The sequence below is a fragment of the Alloalcanivorax marinus genome (assembly GCF_016906305.1).
Classification (GTDB): Bacteria; Pseudomonadota; Gammaproteobacteria; order Pseudomonadales; family Alcanivoracaceae; genus Alloalcanivorax; species Alloalcanivorax marinus.
In genome coordinates this window covers 175,862-194,636 of record NZ_JADDOL010000001.1, presented here as the reverse complement: position 1 = coordinate 194,636, position 18,775 = coordinate 175,862, and the positions used below count along the sequence as shown (strand labels likewise).

At 67.4% G+C, this 18,775-nt stretch carries 11 protein-coding genes; 5 read left to right on the top strand and 6 right to left on the bottom strand.

Annotation, left to right across the window (positions count from 1 at the left end; all coding sequences use genetic code 11):
• Positions 1 to 19 precede the first annotated feature (19 nt).
• On the bottom strand, positions 20 to 3,145 hold the full coding sequence (locus IM760_RS00945) for a penicillin acylase family protein (protein WP_204426671.1): 3,126 nt from the start codon (positions 3,143 to 3,145) through the stop codon (positions 20 to 22).
• A gap of 223 nt (positions 3,146 to 3,368) precedes the next feature.
• Here IM760_RS00945 and IM760_RS00940 point away from each other — a divergent pair, with 223 nt between their 5' ends.
• Positions 3,369 to 4,508: an alkane 1-monooxygenase gene (locus tag IM760_RS00940; RefSeq protein WP_204426670.1), complete on the top strand. Its 1,140-nt coding sequence runs from the start codon at positions 3,369 to 3,371 to the stop codon at positions 4,506 to 4,508.
• A 13-nt stretch (positions 4,509 to 4,521) separates the two neighbouring features.
• On the opposite strand, the gene IM760_RS00935 is transcribed toward IM760_RS00940, so the two are convergent.
• Together IM760_RS00935 and IM760_RS00930 are read right to left on the bottom strand one after the other, a co-directional pair.
• A complete protein-coding gene (locus tag IM760_RS00935; RefSeq protein WP_204426669.1) occupies positions 4,522 to 5,367 on the bottom strand; it encodes a MerR family transcriptional regulator in 846 nt (281 codons plus the stop codon).
• A gap of 49 nt (positions 5,368 to 5,416) precedes the next feature.
• Complete coding sequence (locus tag IM760_RS00930; RefSeq protein ID WP_204426668.1) at positions 5,417 to 7,153, bottom strand: SDR family oxidoreductase; 1,737 nt, start codon at positions 7,151 to 7,153, stop codon at positions 5,417 to 5,419.
• A gap of 296 nt (positions 7,154 to 7,449) precedes the next feature.
• Here IM760_RS00930 and IM760_RS00925 point away from each other — a divergent pair, with 296 nt between their 5' ends.
• Entirely contained in the window at positions 7,450 to 9,789 is a 2,340-nt protein-coding gene (locus IM760_RS00925; RefSeq protein WP_204426667.1) for a mechanosensitive ion channel domain-containing protein, read from the top strand.
• Between the two features lie 210 nt (positions 9,790 to 9,999).
• Here IM760_RS00925 and IM760_RS00920 read toward each other — a convergent pair whose 3' ends face one another.
• Positions 10,000 to 10,842 carry a metal-dependent hydrolase gene (locus IM760_RS00920; protein ID WP_204426666.1) on the bottom strand — a complete coding sequence of 281 codons (843 nt, stop codon included), beginning with the start codon at positions 10,840 to 10,842 and terminating at the stop codon, positions 10,000 to 10,002.
• Positions 10,843 to 10,933: 91 nt separating this feature from the next.
• Here IM760_RS00920 and IM760_RS00915 point away from each other — a divergent pair, with 91 nt between their 5' ends.
• Positions 10,934 to 11,917: a hypothetical protein gene (locus tag IM760_RS00915; protein WP_228232659.1), complete on the top strand. Its 984-nt coding sequence runs from the start codon at positions 10,934 to 10,936 to the stop codon at positions 11,915 to 11,917.
• Positions 11,918 to 11,919: 2 nt separating this feature from the next.
• On the opposite strand, the gene IM760_RS00910 is transcribed toward IM760_RS00915, so the two are convergent.
• Entirely contained in the window at positions 11,920 to 14,697 is a 2,778-nt protein-coding gene (locus tag IM760_RS00910) for a GGDEF and EAL domain-containing protein (protein ID WP_204426664.1), read from the bottom strand.
• Positions 14,698 to 14,944: 247 nt separating this feature from the next.
• Here IM760_RS00910 and uvrD point away from each other — a divergent pair, with 247 nt between their 5' ends.
• Complete coding sequence (gene uvrD, locus IM760_RS00905) at positions 14,945 to 17,101, top strand: DNA helicase II (protein WP_204426663.1); 2,157 nt, start codon at positions 14,945 to 14,947, stop codon at positions 17,099 to 17,101.
• A gap of 67 nt (positions 17,102 to 17,168) precedes the next feature.
• Positions 17,169 to 18,332 (top strand): TRAP transporter substrate-binding protein, encoded by a 1,164-nt coding sequence (locus IM760_RS00900; RefSeq protein WP_204426662.1) that lies wholly within the window; start codon positions 17,169 to 17,171, stop codon positions 18,330 to 18,332.
• Positions 18,333 to 18,375: 43 nt separating this feature from the next.
• On the opposite strand, the gene IM760_RS00895 is transcribed toward IM760_RS00900, so the two are convergent.
• A complete protein-coding gene (locus IM760_RS00895; RefSeq protein ID WP_204426661.1) occupies positions 18,376 to 18,765 on the bottom strand; it encodes an acyl-CoA thioesterase in 390 nt (129 codons plus the stop codon).
• Positions 18,766 to 18,775: the final 10 nt, after the last annotated feature.

Here is an 18,775-nt window from a genome sequence, read left to right as displayed (position 1 = left end):
GCAGCTTGCCGGTTAGGGTCTATCGATGGTTGGTGAACTCCACCACCTGCTGGAAGGTGGGCCGGTTCTGCCAGTGGATGCCCGGCACCGAGGACAGGCCGATGGCGCGGTGCTGGATGTTGTCGGCGCTTTCGTCCACGTTCCAGGCGTCCCGGTCGGCCAGGCCGCCCAGGTCGTCCAGGGCCAGGGTCAGGCTCCCGGCCAGGGCGTCGCGGCAGGCGGCGGCCTGGTCGCTGTCGGCGCAGCGCAGGGCCCGGTAGGGGGCCTCGGCGGTGCCCAGGGCCTGTTTCAGCACCCGTTCCAGATAGCCGTAGTAGCCTTTCTGGTAGGCGGAACCCATGTCGCCGGGCTTGTTGTCACGCTCCATCAGCGACAGGTCGCGGCCGTCCACGTCCTCCATGGCGGTGAGCTGAGGCAGCAGCGCCTCGATCAGGCGCGGGTACCAGGCGTCCATCAGCGCCACCGCCGCTTCCTCGTCGTAGGCACCGTCGCCGTCCCGGTCCCGCCGGAAGGCGCCGTTGGCGACCCAGTCGCGCATCAGCGTCACCACCTCGGTCTGCTCCGGCGTCAGGGCGCCGTCCTCCAGCAGATCCAGGGCCCGGGGCAGCACCTCCTGGCCGCGCAGATCCACCACCGCCGCGTCGCCCATGGCCTCCACCAGATTGGCCAGGGTCACGCCGCCCTGGTCCACCAGGTCGCGCAGCCGTACCTCCAGCATGTCGTTGCGGTGGGTGGGGCCGTAGCTGGCGTTGGCGTCGGCGGCCCACCAGTCCCGGGCCGGCCGGTTGTTCCAGCTGGCCAGATAGCCGCGGGCCGGGTTGGCGTCGTTGGGGTGGGCTTCCAGGGGCAGGAAGCCGGTCCAGTCGAACTGGCCGTTGCCCCAGCTCGGCAGTTCCGGGTGCACGCCGGCGGCGCGCCGGGGATACAGGCCGGAATGGAAGAAGGCGATGTCGCGGTCGTCGATATAGAACCAGTTGAAGCTCCCGGTGGTGAAGTTGAACACTTCCTGGAAGCTGCGCACGTCATGAACGTCATTGCGGGTGGCGAGCATGAACGGCAGGGCGGTATCCAGTTCGGCGAAATAGGTACTGCGCTGGCGGGTCAGCGCCACCGGCTGGCCGGCCACGGTGGCGAAGCCGATCACCGGGCCGTATTCGGCGGTGCGGATCACTCGTCGGTGCACGGCGAAGTTCTGGCCGATGCTGGACGGATCGTCGGTGGGCACGGCCAGATTCCAGCGCGCCGGCCAGTCGTCCTCGATCACGTCGAACGGCCGGCACTGGCCGCCCACCCGATAGCCGCCCTCGCCGTGGGCGGGTGCCTCGGCGGGCTGGCAGCGCGACACCACGCGCACGTCGGTCAGGTCGGAGCTGCCGGAGGTGGCGCTCCAGGCGAAGTCCGGGCCCCGGCCGATCACCACATAGGGCAGGCCGGTGAAGGTCATGCCACGGGTGTTGATGTCGCCGCCGTGCACCGCCATTTCCAGCAGCAGCTGCGGCACGAAATAACTGGTCTGCGGGCCGAACACCGCCAGCGGCCGGCCGCTGGCGCTGTGCTCACCGGTGAGCAGCAGGGCGTTGGAGATGGCGTTGGGGAAGCCGTCGCGCAGGCCGGCGATGCCGGTGGCCAGTCGTTCCACCCGCTGGCGGATCGCCAGCCGCTGCTCGTCGCTGAGCGCGCCGGGGACCGCCGTCGCCGGCGGCCGGTGACGGAACAGCTTGTCCGCTTCGATGCGCACCCGCGCCCAGCGCGCCGCCATCTCGCCGTCGTCCAGGGACGACAGGGACAGCAGGCCGCCGAGCAGTTCGCCCACCGACTCCAGCAGGCCGCCGACCACGCCGGTGCCGGGCAGCGCCGGCAGGTTGCCGGTGGCGGTGGGGCACTGGGCCTGGCCGGGTCGCCCGCAGGGTTCGGTGGTCAGCGGCCGGTAATCCTGGTAGCTGCCGGCGTCGAACAGCACGGCGCCGGGGAAGCGCCCGGCCAGTTCACCGGACAGCGGGCACAGGTCTTCGTCGATGGCCGGCGGGGACTGGGTGGCGAACGAGCGGTCGGTGGTGACCGTGGAATCCGGGTCGGTGGCATGGCGCAGGTCCCGCCACAGGTCGCAGGCCGCCTGATCGGAGCCGGTTTCCTCCCGCAGCGCCTGCAACAACAGCACGTTGGCCTGCTCGTTGCCGCCGCCGCCGGCGAAGATGCCCTGGATCAGGGTGGCGATGGCGACCACGTCCTCGATCACGAAGGGTTCCAGCTGTACGCCCAGACCCAGGTATTCGATGGGTGCTTCCAGCAGGCCGCTCTGCACCTTGGTGACGTAGGTGTTGAGGCCGTCCACGAAATGGGTGGCGTCCTGGTAAATCTGGGCGCCGTCGTCGCCGAAGCGGGCCACCGCGTTGGCGATCTGTTGCGTGCGGTCCTCTTCCCGATAGGGGGCGTCCAGGGCGATGTCCTGGTCAAAGGAGAAATCCGCCGGGCCCAGGAACCGGGACAGCTCGCCGCGCCCGGCCCGGCGCAGCACGTCGAGCAGGAACAGCCGGTCGGCGGCGGTCACATAGCCCACGCCGAACAGGGCGTCCGCCCGTTGCTCGCCGAAGATGTGCGGCACGCCGAAGTCGTCGCGCTTGATGGTCACGGTCCGACCGGCGCCCTCCACGGTGATCTCGCTTTCCCAGCCGCCGGCGTCCGGCGCGCGCAGCGGCGCCGCCTTGAAGTAGCCGGTCAGGTCGTTGTCGGTGAGCCCCTCCGGGCTGCGCACCAGGGCATCGTACAGCCCCAGCTGGTCGTCGAAGTGGGGTTCCTTGCTGAGCGCCGGCACCAGGCCGGTTTCCGCCACCAGATCATCGAGCACGCCGCTGATCAAATCGGAAAGGCCGGGGACGTCCGCGGCCAGGTTGCTGAGGCCGCCGTTATCGTCCTGGCCGGGGGGCAGGATATTGAGTACCCGGCCGTAATCGGCAAAGGGCGCCGTCACCGCCGCCGGCCGATCTTGCGGCAGGGCGGGTTCCTCCGGTTCTTCCGGCTGCTCCGGTTCCTGGGGGGTGGGGTCGTTGCCCGGGGCCGGGTCGCCCCCGCCTCCGCCACCACCGCCGCCACAGGCGGTGAGCACGCCCACCAGCATCAGACCGAACAGCACATTCGCGCATTTCATAAACGCCTCCGGATTTGTTGTTTTGGAAGGAGGATCGGAAAGGTCAACCAGATTTGCACGAACGTACGAGAAGCGGGAGGCGCCGCTACAAAACTCCAGCGAAACGCTAACGATCGGTATACCCGGGGCGGCGGCGTCCTGGCGCCGCGCAACCGCTTTCATATTGACATCAAGCGATGTCGATATTGAATATAAAACAACCAGCGGACCGAGGAGCACAACCATGAACACCGCGACTCTCAAGGACCCACAGGCCGAATGGCACGACAGCCGTCGCTATTGGTGGCTGCTCAGTCTGCTCACCATGCTGCTGCCGGTGGGCGCCATTTTGCTGGTGGCCCAGACCGGCTGGCCGCTGATGTGGTGGTTCGGCTTTCTGTTCGTGTTCGGGGTGATCCCCCTTTTCGACGTGCTGCTCGGCGAGGAGACCGCCAACCCGCCGGAGGAGCGGGTGGCCGATCTGGAGGCGGACCGCTATTACCGCTGGGCGGTGTACCTGTCGGTGCCGCTGCTCTATGGCGCCTTCCTGGCCGCCGCCTGGGTGGCGGCCACCTGGGACCTGGCCTGGTACAGCTACCTGGGGCTGGCCATCTCCACCGGCTGCGCCACCGGCATCGCCATCAATACCGGCCATGAGCTGGGCCACAAACCGGACCCGCTGGAAAAATGGCTCGCCAAGCTGGCGCTGGCGCCGGTGTTCTACGGTCACTTTTTCGTGGAGCACAACCGGGGCCACCATGTGCGCGTGTCCACGCCGGAGGACCCGGCCTCCTCCCGCTTCGGCGAGACGTTCTGGGCGTTTCTGCCGCGCACCGTGATCGGCAGCCTGCGCTCGGCCTGGCACCTGGAGAAGCAACGCCTGGAGCGGCGCGGTGAACCGGTGTGGAGCCCCAACAACGACAATCTGCAGGCGTGGGGCCTGTCGGTGCTGCTGTGGGGCGGGCTGGTGCTCTGGTTGGGCTGGGCGGTGTTACCGTTCCTGGTGATCCAGAGTCTGTTCGGGTTGCAGCTTCTGGAAGTGGTCAACTATCTGGAACACTACGGCCTGCGGCGGGAGGTCAGGGCCAATGGCCGTTATGAGCGCTGCCGGCCGGAGCATTCCTGGAACTCCAACCGCCGCGTGACCAATATCTTTCTCTATCAGTTGCAGCGGCACTCCGACCACCACGCCTACCCGACGCGCAGCTATCAGTCCCTGCGCCACTTCGACGAATCGCCGCAACTGCCCGGCGGTTACGCCTCCATGATCCTGCTGGCGTGGATTCCGCCGCTCTGGTTCCGGGTGATGAATCCGCGGGTGGTGGCCCATTATCACGGCGATATGAGCCGCGCCAATATCAAACCGGAGCTGGATCGCGACTGAAGTCGCGATCGGTTCAGAGCTGCTTCTGTTCCAGGTGGTCGAGCACGTTCTCGAGCCGGTCCACCAGCACCTTGTTGATGCTCTTTTCCAGCACCCGGCCCAGCTCGTCGTTGACCACCGCCTCGGCGAGCGGGCGGATGCGGGTAATGAACTCCGCCAGCCGCGCCACGTCATCGCCTTCCGGCAGACTGTTGGGGCCGTACTTCTCGTCCACCAGATGCTCGACGATCATGTCGATGAAGCGCTCGGCCAGCTTGTCCACCTCGCCGCGCACCAGCCGCACATGGGTGAGCACCGCGTCCAGGGGCACGCCGTTTTCCACCAGCTCCTTGCCGGCGTTGTAGATGCGCGGGTAGGGCACCCGCAGGCGGGTGCCCTCGGGAATGATGTAGCCCAGGGTCACCGCCTTGGTCATCACTTCCGGGGTGATGTCCTCGCCGAAGTCGTCGATCAGATCCTGATAGTCCAGGTAGGACGGCACGCTGGGGTTCTGCCAGGAGGTGACCGCCACCTCCAGGCCGAGAATGTCGTTGAGGTCGCGGCCCTGTTCCCAGGCGCTCAGCAGGTCGCGGATATTGTTGAGCGTGTAGCCGCGCTCCAGCAGGGCGCCGATGATCTTCAGCCGCGCCAGGTGCACGTCGGTGTAGATGCCGGTGCGGCCGCGCTTTTCCGGGGGCGGCAACAGGCCGCGGTCCTGATAGGCACGCACGTTGCGCACCGTCGAGCCGGCTTCGCGGGCCAGCTTGTCGATGGTGAACTCCTGGCGCGCCTGCAGGGCCCGGTCCAGTTCCGGGGCGTCGGGGGCGTTCTGGGTCAGGCGGCGCAGCAGCGCCGCCGGGGATTTACGGGAAGCACTCATGTCGGAATCATAGTCCGGTTCGTGTTGACGCGCCATGCGCGGTGCCGGGTCAGGGCGTCACGTCCAGCCGCGCCAGACGCCGCGCCAGCGGTGGCGCCAGCCGGCCCAGCCAGCGCATGCCGCTGGCCTCGGCGCTCACCGGCACTTCGGCCAGATTGTCCTGCACCGCGCCGACGATGGCCCGGGCCACCCGGTCCGGGGTGAAGCCCCGCCGATGGTAGAGACGCTGTGCCGCCGCCCTGCGGCGGTTCTGTTCGTCCTCGTCCACGCCCACGAAGCGGGCCCGGCCGGTGATCGGTGTGTCGATCAGCCCGGGGCAGATCGCCGAGACGCCGATGCCCTGGTCCGCCAGTTCCGCGCGCAGGCACTCGGTGAGCATCAGCACCGCGGACTTGCTGGTGGCGTAGGCGGGCAGCGCCCGGGACGGCAGATAGGCGGAGGCCGAGGACACATTGACGATGTGGCCGGCCTTGACCTGATCGATCATCTGCCGGGCGAACAGCCGGCAGCCATGGATCACGCCCCACAGGTTCACGTCCAGCACCTGCTTCCAGTCCTGCACGCTGGTATCCAGCAGCGGGCCGGCCAGGCCGATGCCGGCGTTGTTGACCACCACGTCCGGGGCGCCCAGTTCCTTGTCCAGATAACGGGCCAGGGCCTCCATGGAGCGGGCGTTGGCCACGTCGGTTTTGCGGCTCAGGGCGTCGCCGCCGGCGGCCCGCACCGCCTCGGCGGTGGCGGCGGCGGACTCCGGATCGATGTCGGTGCACAGCACGGTGGCGCCACGGGCGCCGAACGCCAGGGCGGTCTCCCGGCCGATGCCCGAGCCGGCGCCGGTGATCACCACCAGCTTGCCGGCGTCCGGGCCGGCGTCCGGGCGCACCCGGGCGCGGGCCAGGCGCGGGGTCTCCGGGCCGCCTTCGATGTGATCGATGAACTCACGGAGATAGTCGGCGGTGACGGCGGCATGGCCCAGCAGCGGGCCCCAGTGCCCGGTGTTCATCTCGCGGCGCCACAGGGCGTCGGTCCATTGCTCGAGGCCTTCCAGCAGGCCCGGGCCCACATAGCGGTCGCGCGTGGCCACGATCAGCTGCACCGGGATGGCGGTGCGGCGCGGACGGGGCTGCAGCAGGCGCGGCATCATATTGGCCCGGTACAGGGCCACGCCCTGGGCGCCGTCGCGGCTCTGGGTGGCGCTGGGCGGCACCCGCAGGCCTTCGGTGCGGCGTAGCACTCCGGGCCAGGCGTCGCCCAGCCCCAGCTTCCAGGCCAGGGGCGCCAGGCCGGGCAGATGAAAGGCGCCGATGTACCAGCTCTTGGCGAGCTGCCGCAGGCTGGCGGCCAGATCGCCGGCGCCGCGCCGGCGCAGGGACTGGCCCACATGGTCCAGGCAGGGACCGGAGAGGGTGGTGTAGGACGCGATGCGGCGTTCGGCCCCGGGCTCGGTGACCGGCTCCCAGCTCTGGATCGAGCCCCAGTCGTGGGCCACCAGGTGCACCGGCCGATCCGGGCTGAGCGCGTCGATCACCGCGAACAGGTCATCGCGGAGCTCCGCCAGCCGGTAGGCGGCCAGCGACCCGGGCGCGGAGGAGGCGCCAGCGCCGCGCACATCGTAGGTGATCACCTGGTAGCCGTCGCCCAGGGCCTCGGCCAGGGCGTCCCAGACCTCGCCGGTGTCCGGGTAGCCGTGCACGCACAGCACCGTCGGGGCGTCCGGGTCGCCGCGACGGCGGGTGGCCAGATTGACGCCTGCGCGGACCACGGTGCGGTGTTGCCACTGGTTCATGAAGAAACCCTCTCCGATTTGCCGGACGTTATTGTGCGCGCTGGCCGGGGAACCACCATTCGCCCCGGCGCCCGGCGGCGTCCGTGAAGAAGCCATTGGTCACTGTCAATTTTGCGCTTTTTTACGCGGCGACGGCGGCTTCGTTACCGTCGGTGTGTTCTTGTTAGACGGCAAAGCGGCGTGTGGAGTCCGATAGTGTCTTGCCGTAGTCTTCACCCGTTAATCTCGCGCCCCTGCTTAGGGTGCGCGGCATCGCCGCGTCTGGATGGCGTGATGGACAAAGAAAGGAGGGTAGAGTGCCTAAACAACGTTTTGCGTATTCGGGTCTGGCCGGCCTGCTGACCTTACTGGTTCTGCTGTTCGCGCCTCCCGCGCTGGCCCAGGAAAACAACGGCGCCAGCGGCGAGCCCGCCTACGGCACCCTGGCGGATCTGCTCGAAAACGAGAGTTCGCGAAACGCCCTCATCGAGGAATTGCGCGGCCTTGAAGCGGCCCGCGCTGGCGATGCCGCCGCCGGCGAGAAGGCGACGCCACCGGCGCCGGTGGAAGGCGCGCCGCCGCCGGAGCAAATCGCGGCGGACGCCCCCAGCGGCCAACGGCCGGAACAGGTGTCCTTCGCCCGGCGCATGGCCGCCACCACTGGCCATCTGCTGGCTAACGTGGGTGACCAGTTCACCGCCCTGGGCGTGGCCCTGGGCGGCATTTTCGGTGTCGATGCCGCCGAGGCCGACACCGGTGCCATGGCCAGCGTGGACAGCGAGGCCCTGGGCGCCGCGGCCATCAATCTGGCCATTCTGGTGATCGCCACCTTTGTGGTGTTCTTTGTTCTGCGCGCCATCGCCAAGCCGTCTTTCCGGGCGCTGAGCGGCTGGGCCCTGCGCGGTTCGGAAAAATTCGCCATGCTGCGCACCATCGTGGCGGTGGCGGTGGCCGCCTTCGTCGATGTGGTGGTGGTGGCGCTGGCCTATCTGGCCGGTGGCGCCGTGTCCTCGGCGCTGGTCAATAACGTGGACGCCGACGCCACCCGGCTGGCCCTGTTCCTCAATGCCTTCCTGGTGGTGGAACTGTTCAAGGCCGGTCTGCGCATGCTGTTCTCCTCCGGTTACGAGGGCCTGCGGCTGGTGCCGGTGAGCGCCGATCAGGCCGGCTACTGCAATCGCTTCCTGGCCAACCTGGCCGGCTTCATCGGTTACGGCATGCTGGTGCTGGTGCCGGTGCTGAACTTCAATCTGTCACCGTCCCTGGGCGCCGCCGTGGGCACCATCATCATGCTGCTGGCCCTGATCTACGCGGTGATCGTGATTCTCAAGAAGCGCACCGTGCTGCGCGACCGCCTGTTCGCCCGGGCCGAGCAGACCACCGGCCCCGGCCGGGTGCTGCTGCGCCTGCTCGGCCGGCTCTGGCATGTGCTGGCGCTGGCCTACGCCTTCCTGGTGTTCGCGGTCACCGTGATCAACCCGGACACGGCCCTGCCGTTCGTGGCTTCCGCCACCCTGCTGACGGTGGTGTACGCCGGCGTGGGCATGCTGGTGTCGGTGATTCTGACCCAGCTGATCGGCAAGGAAATCCAGTTCTCCGAGCGGCTCAACCAGTCCATGCCGAGACTGCAGTCCCGGGTGAATACCTACGTGCCCACCGGCCTGAAGGTGATTCGCGCCCTGATCCTGATTCTGGTGGTGGTGCTGTCGCTGGACGCCTGGGAGGTCTACGACCTGGCCGCCTGGTACGCCACCGAAGCCGGCGTCGCCGTGGTCAGCGCGATCGTCGATATTCTGCTGATCCTGCTGGTGGCCGCCGGCGTCTGGATCGGGCTGGCGAGCCTGCTGGAGCATAAATTCAGCCCCCGCGAAGGCGCCGATCCGGCCGCCGCCGCCCGGGCCGAAACCCTGCTGGGGCTGTTCCACACCGCCCTGGCCATCGCCCTGATCATCATGACCACCATGATCGTGCTCTCCGAGATCGGCATCGACATCGCGCCGCTGATCGCCGGCGCCGGTGTGCTGGGCCTGGCCATCGGTTTCGGTGCCCAGAAGCTGGTCCAGGACGTGATCACCGGGGTCTTCATCCAGCTGGAAAACGCCATCAACACCGGCGACTTCGTCAGCGCCGGCGGCAATTCCGGCACCGTGGAGCGGGTCGGCATCCGCTCCGTGGCCATGCGCGACCTGTCCGGCACCTACCACATCGTGCCGTTCTCGGCGGTGGGCGCGGTGTCCAACTACACCCGCGAGTTCGGCAACCACGTGGGCGAGTACGGCATTGCCTACCGCGAGAGCATCGACGATGCCATCACCCAGCTGGAAGCCGCCTTCGAGGAACTGAAGGAAGGCCCCATGAAGGACAACATCCTGGCGCCGATGACGGTGGCCGGGGTGACCGCGCTGGCCGACAGCTCGGTGAATATCCGGGTGGTGATCAAGGCGTCCCCGGGGATGCAGTGGGCGGTGGGCCGCGCCTACAACCGTCTGGTCAAGAAGTACTTCGACCAGGCCGGCATCGAGATTCCGTTCCCGCACACCACGCTGTACTTCGGCGAGGACAAGGACGGCAAGGCACCGCCGGCCTACATCAAGGTGCTCAACGACGAGCGGGTGGTGGACACGCAGGACGGCAAGGGCAACGAGCCCGCCGGCTGATCCGGCGCCCGCCCCCGCCAACTTCAAAGGCCCCGTTCGCGGGGCCTTTTTATGACGGTGGGGTTGGTCCCTCCAGCCGGGCCGCTTAGCAGTGACGCTCCGCGTCGCGGATATCGACGCCACGATGAGCCATAAAAAAAGCCGGCAAGGGGTTGCCGGCTTGAAAGCGGGATCGCCGGGGGGACGATCTCCGGGGGATCGGGAAGGGGCTCAGGCCGCCTTCTTGAGGGCATCGCCCAACAGCGCTTCGAAACGTTCCAGGTATTCGCGATTGTCGTGGTCCCACGGATGGAAACCGGGCTTGAACCAGTCCAGCCAGGCCTTGGCGGTGTAGCGGAAAATGCCCTTGCGGCCCAGGCTGTGGCGCCATACCGCGCGCCAGCCCTGGCGGTCGAACAGGCCACCGCTGACCCGCACATTGTGCAGGTAGAAGGGCAGGAACAGGGCGAAGAACACGCTGGTGGAGAGCACCAGGGCGAAGCAGCGCAGGGCGTAGGCGGAGGCCTGGTCGTCGGTGCCCACCGCCAGTTGGTAGACGTCGAAGGCCACCGCTTTGTGCTCGGTCTCCTCCAGGGCGTGCCAATTCCACAGCGCCTTGTAGCCTTCGTCGGCGCCTTCCAGAATCTCCGGCAGGCTCAGCAGGCCGTCGGCGAGGATCGCGGTCAGGTGCTCCAGGGCCACGGTGCCGGACAGCTGGAACGCCTTGGGCGTGGTCTTCTGCAAGCGCGCCAGAAGCGCCGCCACGATTTTTTCCTGGGCGGCCACCGGCACCCCGGCCTGGTTGACGAATTCGTTGTACTCTTCGTGCTCGCGGCCGTGCATGGCCTCCTGGCCAATGAACGCGGTCACCGCCGCTTTCAGGTCCGGGTCCTGGACGACATCGCGATAGTGACGCACGCTATCGATGAAGAAGCGTTCGCCCACCGGGAAGAACAGGCTCAGAGTGTTCAGGAACTGGCTCACGTTGCGCCCGTCCCGATGCCAGGACAGGGCCTTGTCGGCGTTCAGATTGAAACGCAGATTACGACGCGTGGGCAGAATGTTGATCGCCATGGCGATGTACCTCTGATGATTGTTACATTGACCGATGATACATTCTGCCCGCCAAACGCGGTTGGCTTTACAGGAAGGAACGGATGTCGTGATGGCGAATAAACAAGAGAAGGCAGATCGTTTACTGGATGCCCTGGTGGCCCACGTCCACGAAACCCTGGAGCCCGGCCGCATCGACGGCTGGCTGGAAGGGGAGCTGGACTTTTTGCTGGAGCAGGCAGAGCGGCTGACCCTGGGCGAGATGGTCAGCGCCGAGCAGGTGCGGCTCACCGCCCGCAAATACGCCATCGAGGTGGAACTGGGCGGCGGCATCCCGGAGCTGGTGGGCGAAATGGTGGAGCGCTTCTACGACCACGGCATCCGCACCCGGCGCCGGGTGGGCGAGGTGGTGGACGAAGCCACCGTGGTGGCGCTGGTGGACAAGCTGCTGGAAGTGCCCCTGTCGCGGCAGGGCATCGGCTGGTTGAGCCGCAATCCGGTGCTGCTGGCGGTGCTGGCCGGCGGCACCCAGCTGGGCCTGAAGACCTGGCTGCACCAGGGCGTGCCCGGGCCGGTGCGCGGGCTGATCGACCGGCGCGTGCCGCCGCGCTGGCGCGCCGGCCTGGAGCTGCGCGTGCAGGACTGGCTGCAGGAGCGCCTGGCGGCGCTGCTGGCGGACCCGTGGCTGTACAGCGACGACAATCTGGGCGCCCTGCGCGAGCTGGTGCTGGTGGCCTGGCAGGAGTTCGCCGAGCGCCCCCTGGAAGACCTGCGCGACCTGCTGGACAGCGAGGACATCCAGGAACTGTTCGTGATCGGCTATGACTTCTGGCGGGAGTTCCGCCACAGCGATTACTTCGCCACCCAGCTGGACGCCGGCGTGGACGCTTTCTTCGACAAATACGCGGACCTGACGCTGCGAGAGCTGATCGACGAGGTGGGCCTGACCCGCGAGCATCTGCTGGACGACGCCCTGCGCTTCGGCCCGCCGGCGGTACAGCGCCTGAAGGAAAAGGGCATGCTGGAGGACTGGCTGCGGCGGCAGCTCGAACCCTTCTTCGCCAAACCGGAAACGTTGGCGATCCTGGACGATTAGCCTCAGGCCGGCCCGTCGCCGGCCCGGTTGTGCTGCCGCTTGAGCAAGGCGAGCAGCTGATCTTCGGCCACCGGCCGGCTGATCAGGTAGCCCTGGATGCTGTCGCAATCCATATCGCGCAGGATCTCCAGGTGCTGTTCGGTTTCCACCCCTTCCGCCACCACGCTCATGTTCAGGTTGTGCGCCATGTCGATGATGGCCCGGGTGATGGCCGCGTCTTCCTCGCTCTTGTGCAGGTCGGTGATGAAGGTGCGGTCGATCTTGAGGGTGTCCACCGGGAAGCGCTTCAGGTAGTTCAGCGACGAATAGCCGGTGCCGAAGTCGTCCAGTGACAGGCCCACGCCCCGCTCGCGCAGCCGCTGCAGCAGGGCGATGTTCTGGTCCATGTCTTCCATGATCAGGCTTTCGGTGAGCTCCAGCTCAAGAAGGTGGGCGGGCAGCTCGGTGAGATGCAGGATGCGGTCCACCACGTCCGCCAGGTTGCCCTTGCGGAACTGGTGGGCGGACAGGTTCACCGACACGCGGATGTCGCCCAGCCCGCGCCGGTGCCATTGCCGCGCCTGCCGGCAGGAGCGCTCCAGCACCAGTTCGCCGATGGCGGAAATCAGCCCGGACTCCTCCGCCAGGGGGATGAACTCGGACGGCGCCAGCAGGCCCATGGTGGGGTGCTGCCAGCGCACCAGCGCCTCCACCGAGGAAATGGTGTCGCTGGCCAGGTCCATCTTCGGCTGGTAGTGCACCACGAATTCGTTTTTGAAGATCGCCTTGCGCAGGCTGGTTTCCAGGGCCAGCTGTTCCACCGACGCCATTTGCATGCCCATGCGGTAGAACTGGAAGTTGTTGCCGCCGCCGCGCTTGGCCTGATGCACCGCCATTTCCGCCTGGTTGATCATCGCCTGGGCTTCCTGGGCGGTGCTGGGGAACACGCTGATGCCGATGCTGGCGCCGAGCAGCAATTCGTGGCCGTCGATCAGGAACGGCTTTTTCATCATGTTGATCAGCTTCTGGCAGAGCACGCCGATCTGGGACTCGCCGCCGCAATCCTCCAGCACCAGGGTGAATTCGTCGCCGCCCACCCGGGCCAGGTTCTCGTCGTTCACCCCGCAGGAGCAGATGCGCTCGGCGGCCTGCTTGAGCAGCCGGTCGCCGATTTCGTGGCCCAGGCTTTCGTTGATCGGCTTGAAGCGGTCCAGGTCGATCATCAGCAGGGCGGCCTTTTCCCGGTTCAACCGGGCCAGGGTGAGGGCCCGTTGCAGCCGCTCCCGGAACAGGGTGCGGTTGGGCAGGCCGGTGAGGCGGTCGTAGTTGGACAGGAACTGCACCCGCTCCTCGGTTTCCTTGCGCGAGGTCAGGTCCGAGAGCATGCCCACGTAGCGGATCACCCGCTGTTTCTCGTCCAGCACGCTGCTGATCTGCAGCCACTCCGGGAACGGCTCGCCGTTGCGCCGCCGCTCGCTGATTTCGCCTTCCCAGAAACCGGTGCGGCGCAGGGCCAGGGTGATGCTGCGGTAGATGTCCCGGTTGCGCTCCACATGGGGGTTGTCGGTCATGCTTTCGCCGAGCACCTCCGATTCGCGGAAGCCGGTGATCTGCTCGAAGCGGGCGTTCACCGCCAGGAAGCGGAAGTGGCGGTCGAGAATAAAGATGCCCTCCGGGGCGTTCTCGAACACGGTGGCCGCCAGCCGCTGCTGCTCCTGGGCTTCACGGGCGGCGGTGATGTCCCGGCGGGTGCCGATCATACGCAGGGCGCGGCCGTTGTCGCTCCACTCCACCACGCGGCCCTCGTCCTCGATCCAGCACCAGGGGCCGTTGGCGTGGCGCAGCCGGTAAATGGCGTGATAGCGGTCGGTTTCGCCTTTGAAATGGCCCACCATGGCGCGGCGGATGGCGGGAAAATCGTCCGGGTGAACCAGCTGCTGCAGGTCGCCGAAAAAGTTGCGGAAGTATTCGCTCTCGTAGCCGAGGATGCGGTCGAAATTGGTGTGATAGTTGGTGCCGCTTTGCAGGTCCCAGTCCCACAGGCCGATGTTGCTGGCGTCCAGGGCCAGCTGCAGGCGCTCGCCGGCGGCGCTCAGTTCCTTGTTGGCCTGCTCCAGGGCGTGGGTACGGTCGCTGACCATGGACTCCAGCCGGTCGTTGGCCTCCTGGAGGCGGCGGCGGGCTTCCTTGCGCTCCATGATCTCCTCGGCGAGCTTCTCATTGAGCGCCTCGGCGTTGGCCCGGGCCCGGTCCAGGTAATCGATCAGGGCGGTGTTGCTGGTCTGCAGATCCAGCGCCTGATGGGTGGTCTGGTTGATGCGCCGCGCGGCGACCACCAGAAAGCCCAGGGTCGCCACCAGCATGGCCGCCAGCGCCGGCTCACTGTCGTGGGTCACCATCAGCTGTGCGCAGGCGGGCCCCAGCAGGCAGGCCTGGTAGAGCACCACGGTGGGCAGATGGCTGCTGTAGGCGGCCAGCGCCAGAATACTCAGGCCGATCCCCAGGCTGCTCATGGTGAGCTGGGCATAGAGCATGGAATCGGAGAGCAGGCTGTCGGCGGGGTTGAACAGGAAACCGGCGGCGCCCATGCACACCGCGGACACCAGGATCGACAGGGACACCCGCCACAGGTCGCGGCGGTCGCCGCCGTAGCCGGCCCGCGAGGCCAGCAACCAGGCCAGCCGTGCCATCAGGACGGTCAGTGCCACCAGCGCCCAGCCCACCAGCCAGGGGCGCGGCGTCGGGGTGCTCCAATAGGCCCACAGGGCGACGATCACGGCCAGGGCCTCCAGCACGTTCATGCTCTTCACCCCACTGGTGAGGTGTTGGCACTGGGCGCGGATGACCGCCGTCTGCTGCTTGCTGGTATGTGGCTCGGATGAAGTCGACACAGGTTCGTTCCAGGCTCTGGGCCTCGGGCGCCGTCGCGTGGGTCGCCCGGCTTTTTGTTTGGCAGTTTACCCAGCCCCAGGGAATAGGGAAACCGGATAGCGCGTTGCCGTTCACATCTACCGCGTCGGGCCGGCGGTTCTGATAAACTTTGCCGCCATGGATGACATCACCCCCCTGATCGAAGGCCTCAATGCCGCCCAACGCGACGCCGTGACCGCCGAGGACCGCCATTTGCTGGTGCTGGCCGGCGCCGGCTCGGGCAAAACCCGTGTGCTGGTGCACCGTATCGCCTGGCAGATCGCCACCGGCCAGGCCTCGCCGTTCGGCGTGCTGGCGGTGACCTTCACCAACAAGGCGGCCGCCGAAATGCGCGGCCGTATCGAACAACTCCTGGAGATGCCCGCCGGCGGCATGTGGGTGGGCACCTTCCACAATATCGCCCATCGGCTGCTGCGCGCCCACTGGCAGGAGGCCGGCCTGCCCCAGAACTTCGAGATCATCGACGCCGAGGACCAGCAACGGCTGGTCCGGCGGGTGATCCGCGAGCTGGGGCTTGACGAGCAGCGCTGGCCGGCCCGCCAGGCCACCTGGTTCATCAATGGCCAGAAGGACGAGGGGCTGCGCGCCGCCCATATGGATATCGGCGAGGGCGACCTCTTTCTTAAGACCATGCAGAAGATCTATCTGGCCTACGAGGAAGCCTGCGGGCGCGGCGGCCTGGTGGATTTCAACGAAATGCTGCTGCGGGTGCTGGAGCTGTTCCGCGACAACGACGGCCTGCGCGGCCATTACCAGCGCCGCTTCCGGCATCTGCTGGTGGACGAGTTCCAGGACACCAACGCCATTCAGTACGCCTGGCTGCGGCTGCTGGCCAGCGACGACAACGCGGTCACCATCGTCGGCGACGACGACCAGTCCATTTACGGCTGGCGCGGCGCCAAGATCGAGAACATCCACAAGTTCAGCCGCGATTTCCCAGACACCCGCACCGTGCGGCTGGAGCAGAACTACCGCTCCACCGGCACCATCCTGCGGGCGGCCAACGCGGTGATCGACAACAACAACGACCGGCTCGGCAAGGAACTGTGGACCGACGGCGGCGACGGCGACCCGATCCGGCTGTACGCGGGCTTCAACGAGGTGGACGAAGCGCGCTTTATCGCCGGCAAGGTGGAGAGTCTGGTGCAGCAGGGCGGTCTGCGCCGCGAGATGGCGGTGCTGTACCGTTCCAACGCCCAGTCCCGGGTGCTGGAGGAAGCCTTCCTGCAGGCCGGCATTCCCTACCGCATCTACGGCGGCCAGCGCTTCTTCGAGCGCGCCGAGATCAAGAACGCCCTGTCCTACCTGCGTCTGCTCAGCAACCGGCGGGCGGACTCCGCCTTCGAGCGGGTGGTGAACACGCCCACCCGTGGCATCGGCGCCAAAACCCTGGAAGCCCTGCGCCAGATCGCCCGGGAGCGCGGCCTGCCGCTGTGGGACGCGGCGGCGGCGATGATCAACGAACGCCTGCTGAGCGCCCGCGCCGGCAATGCGCTGCTGGCCTTCCTGCAGCTGGTGGACCGGCTGGCGGAGGAAACCGCCGACCTGGACCTGGCGGAGACCACCGAACACGTGATCGCCGCCAGTGGCCTGCTGGACTTCCACGGCCAGGAAAAGGGCGAGAAAGGCCAGCAGCGCCAGGAAAACCTGCGCGAACTGATTTCCGCCACCCGCCAGTTCGGTGATGAGGACGGCGAGGACGATCCGCTCGCCGCCTTCCTCGACCACGCCGCCCTGGAGGCCGGCGAGGGCCAGGCCGACGCCCACGAGGACGCGGTGCAGATGATGACCCTGCACTCCGCCAAGGGGCTGGAGTTTCCGGTGGTGTTCATCACCGGCCTGGAAGAGGGCCTGTTTCCGCACCAGATGTCCGCCGAGGAGCCCGGGCGGCTCGCCGAGGAGCGGCGCCTGTGCTACGTGGGCGTGACCCGCGCCATGCGCGAGCTGTATCTGACCCACGCGGAAAGCCGCCGGCTCTACGGCAACGAGACCTTCAACCCGCCGAGCCGCTTCCTGCGCGAAATCCCCGGCGAACTGCTGGAGGAGGTCCGCGCCCGCGCCGGCGTGACCCGCCCGGTGGGCGGCGGCGGAACGCTGCGCCAGGAAGATGCCAATGGTATTGTGCTGGGGGCGCGGGTGTTGCATCCCAAGTTCGGTGAGGGGACGGTGCTGCATTTCGAGGGCCAGGGGCCCAATGCCCGCCTGCAGATCAATTTTGACGGCGCCGGCACCAAATGGCTGGTGAGCCAGTACGCGCGTCTGGAAGTGATCTGACTAAACACCGCGATGAATCGCTCTTCGTTAATCCGTCGCACAACAACAACACGATCGGGAGATTTCAATGGATCGTCGTAAATTCGTTTCCGCCCTGGGTCTGGGGCTCGGCGCCGCCGCTCTGGCCGGCTGTGGCCAGGACGACAACAAGAACGCCCAATCCGGTGAAGCCGCCGGCGCGGCCCAGCCCGACGGCGCCGCCAGCAAACCGGCGAAAACCCTGGAATGGAAGCTGGTCACCTCCTGGCCGAAGAACTACCCGGGCCTGGGCACCGGCGCCAACCGCTTCGCCGAGCGGGTCACCGCCATGTCCGGCGGCCGCCTGACGGTGAAGGTCTACGGTGCCGGTGAGCTGGTGCCGGCCATGGGCGTGTTCGACGCGGTACGCGACGGCAGCGCCGACATGGGGCATTCCGCTTCCTATTACTGGAAGGGCAAGCACCCGGCCACGCCGTTCTTCACCGCCGTGCCCTTCGGCCTCACCGCCCAGGAAATCAACAGCTGGATGAATTACGGCGGCGGCCAGGAACTGTGGGACGAGCTGTACGGCGGCTTCGGCATCAAGCCGCTGCCCTGTGGCAACAGCGGCACCCAGATGGGCGGCTGGTTCCGTAAGGAAATCAACAGCCTGGCGGACATCAAGGGCCTCAAGATCCGGGCCCCGGGCCTGGCCGGCGAGATCATGCAGCGGATCGGCGCCACCCCGGTGCAGATGCCCGGCGGCGAGGTGTTCACCTCCATGCAGACCGGCGCCCTGGACGCCGCTGACTGGGTCGGCCCCTACAACGACCTGGCCTTCGGCCTGCACAAGGTGGCCGACTACTATTACTACCCGGGCTGGGCGGAGCCGGGCGCCATGCTGGAAATGATGATCAACAAGGAGAAGTGGGAATCGCTGCCCGACGACCTCCAGGAGATCGTCAAGAACGCCGCCGAGGCGGAAAACCAGCACATCTACGATGAGTTCACCGCGCGCAACGCGGAAGCCCTCAAGCAACTGGTGGACGAGCACGGCACCCAGCTGCGCCGGTTCCCGGACGAGGTGCTGACGAAGCTGTACGAAACCAGCGAGCAGGTGATTCAGGATCTGGTGGCCGGCAACGACCAGGCCCGGCGGATTTACGAATCCTACCGGGATTTCCGCGATTCCGTGGTGCCCTACGTGGCGGTGGCGGAGCAGTCCGCGCTCAACGTCCGCTCCATGGTAATGGGCCAGAAGCAGCCCGGCTGACCGTCCCCCCGGGGCCGCGCCGTCCGGCGCGGCCTCCGGCTTTCTAGTCCCGCGGCACCGAGCGGGTGCGGCCGTTCTCGTCGATGGCCACGAAGGTGAAGTGCCCCTCGGTGACCTTGGCCAGATCGCCGCTGTCCTCCACGATCCAGACCTCCACCAGAATCTGCATGGAACTGCGGCCGATGTCCTGCATGCGGGTGTAGCAGCTCACCACGGCGCCCACCGGCACCGGGCGCAGAAACGCCATGGAATCAATCGCCACCGTGGCCACCCGGCCGCGGGCCCGGGCCCGGGCGGTGACGGCGCCGGCCAGGTCCATCTGCGAGACCAGCCAGCCGCCGAAGATGTCGCCGTTCCAGTTGGCGTTCTCGGGCATGGCGATGGTTTGCAGTGCCAGGGTGCCTTGCGGCCGGGGAGTGTCGTCGTTGGTCATGTTATTGGAA

What these genes read in the sequence shown, in the direction of transcription:
- IM760_RS00945 (WP_204426671.1), bottom strand. Translation starts at nt 3,145, where the DNA reads ATGAAATGCGCGAATGTGCTGTTCGGTCTGATGCTGGTGGGCGTGCTC.
- IM760_RS00940 (WP_204426670.1), top strand. Translation starts at nt 3,369, where the DNA reads ATGAACACCGCGACTCTCAAGGACCCACAGGCCGAATGGCACGACAGC.
- IM760_RS00935 (WP_204426669.1), bottom strand. Translation starts at nt 5,367, where the DNA reads ATGAGTGCTTCCCGTAAATCCCCGGCGGCGCTGCTGCGCCGCCTGACC.
- IM760_RS00930 (WP_204426668.1), bottom strand. Translation starts at nt 7,153, where the DNA reads ATGAACCAGTGGCAACACCGCACCGTGGTCCGCGCAGGCGTCAATCTG.
- IM760_RS00920 (WP_204426666.1), bottom strand. Translation starts at nt 10,842, where the DNA reads ATGGCGATCAACATTCTGCCCACGCGTCGTAATCTGCGTTTCAATCTG.
- IM760_RS00915 (WP_228232659.1), top strand. Translation starts at nt 10,934, where the DNA reads ATGGCGAATAAACAAGAGAAGGCAGATCGTTTACTGGATGCCCTGGTG.
- IM760_RS00910 (WP_204426664.1), bottom strand. Translation starts at nt 14,697, where the DNA reads ATGAACGTGCTGGAGGCCCTGGCCGTGATCGTCGCCCTGTGGGCCTAT.
- uvrD (WP_204426663.1), top strand. Translation starts at nt 14,945, where the DNA reads ATGGATGACATCACCCCCCTGATCGAAGGCCTCAATGCCGCCCAACGC.
- IM760_RS00900 (WP_204426662.1), top strand. Translation starts at nt 17,169, where the DNA reads ATGGATCGTCGTAAATTCGTTTCCGCCCTGGGTCTGGGGCTCGGCGCC.
- IM760_RS00895 (WP_204426661.1), bottom strand. Translation starts at nt 18,765, where the DNA reads ATGACCAACGACGACACTCCCCGGCCGCAAGGCACCCTGGCACTGCAA.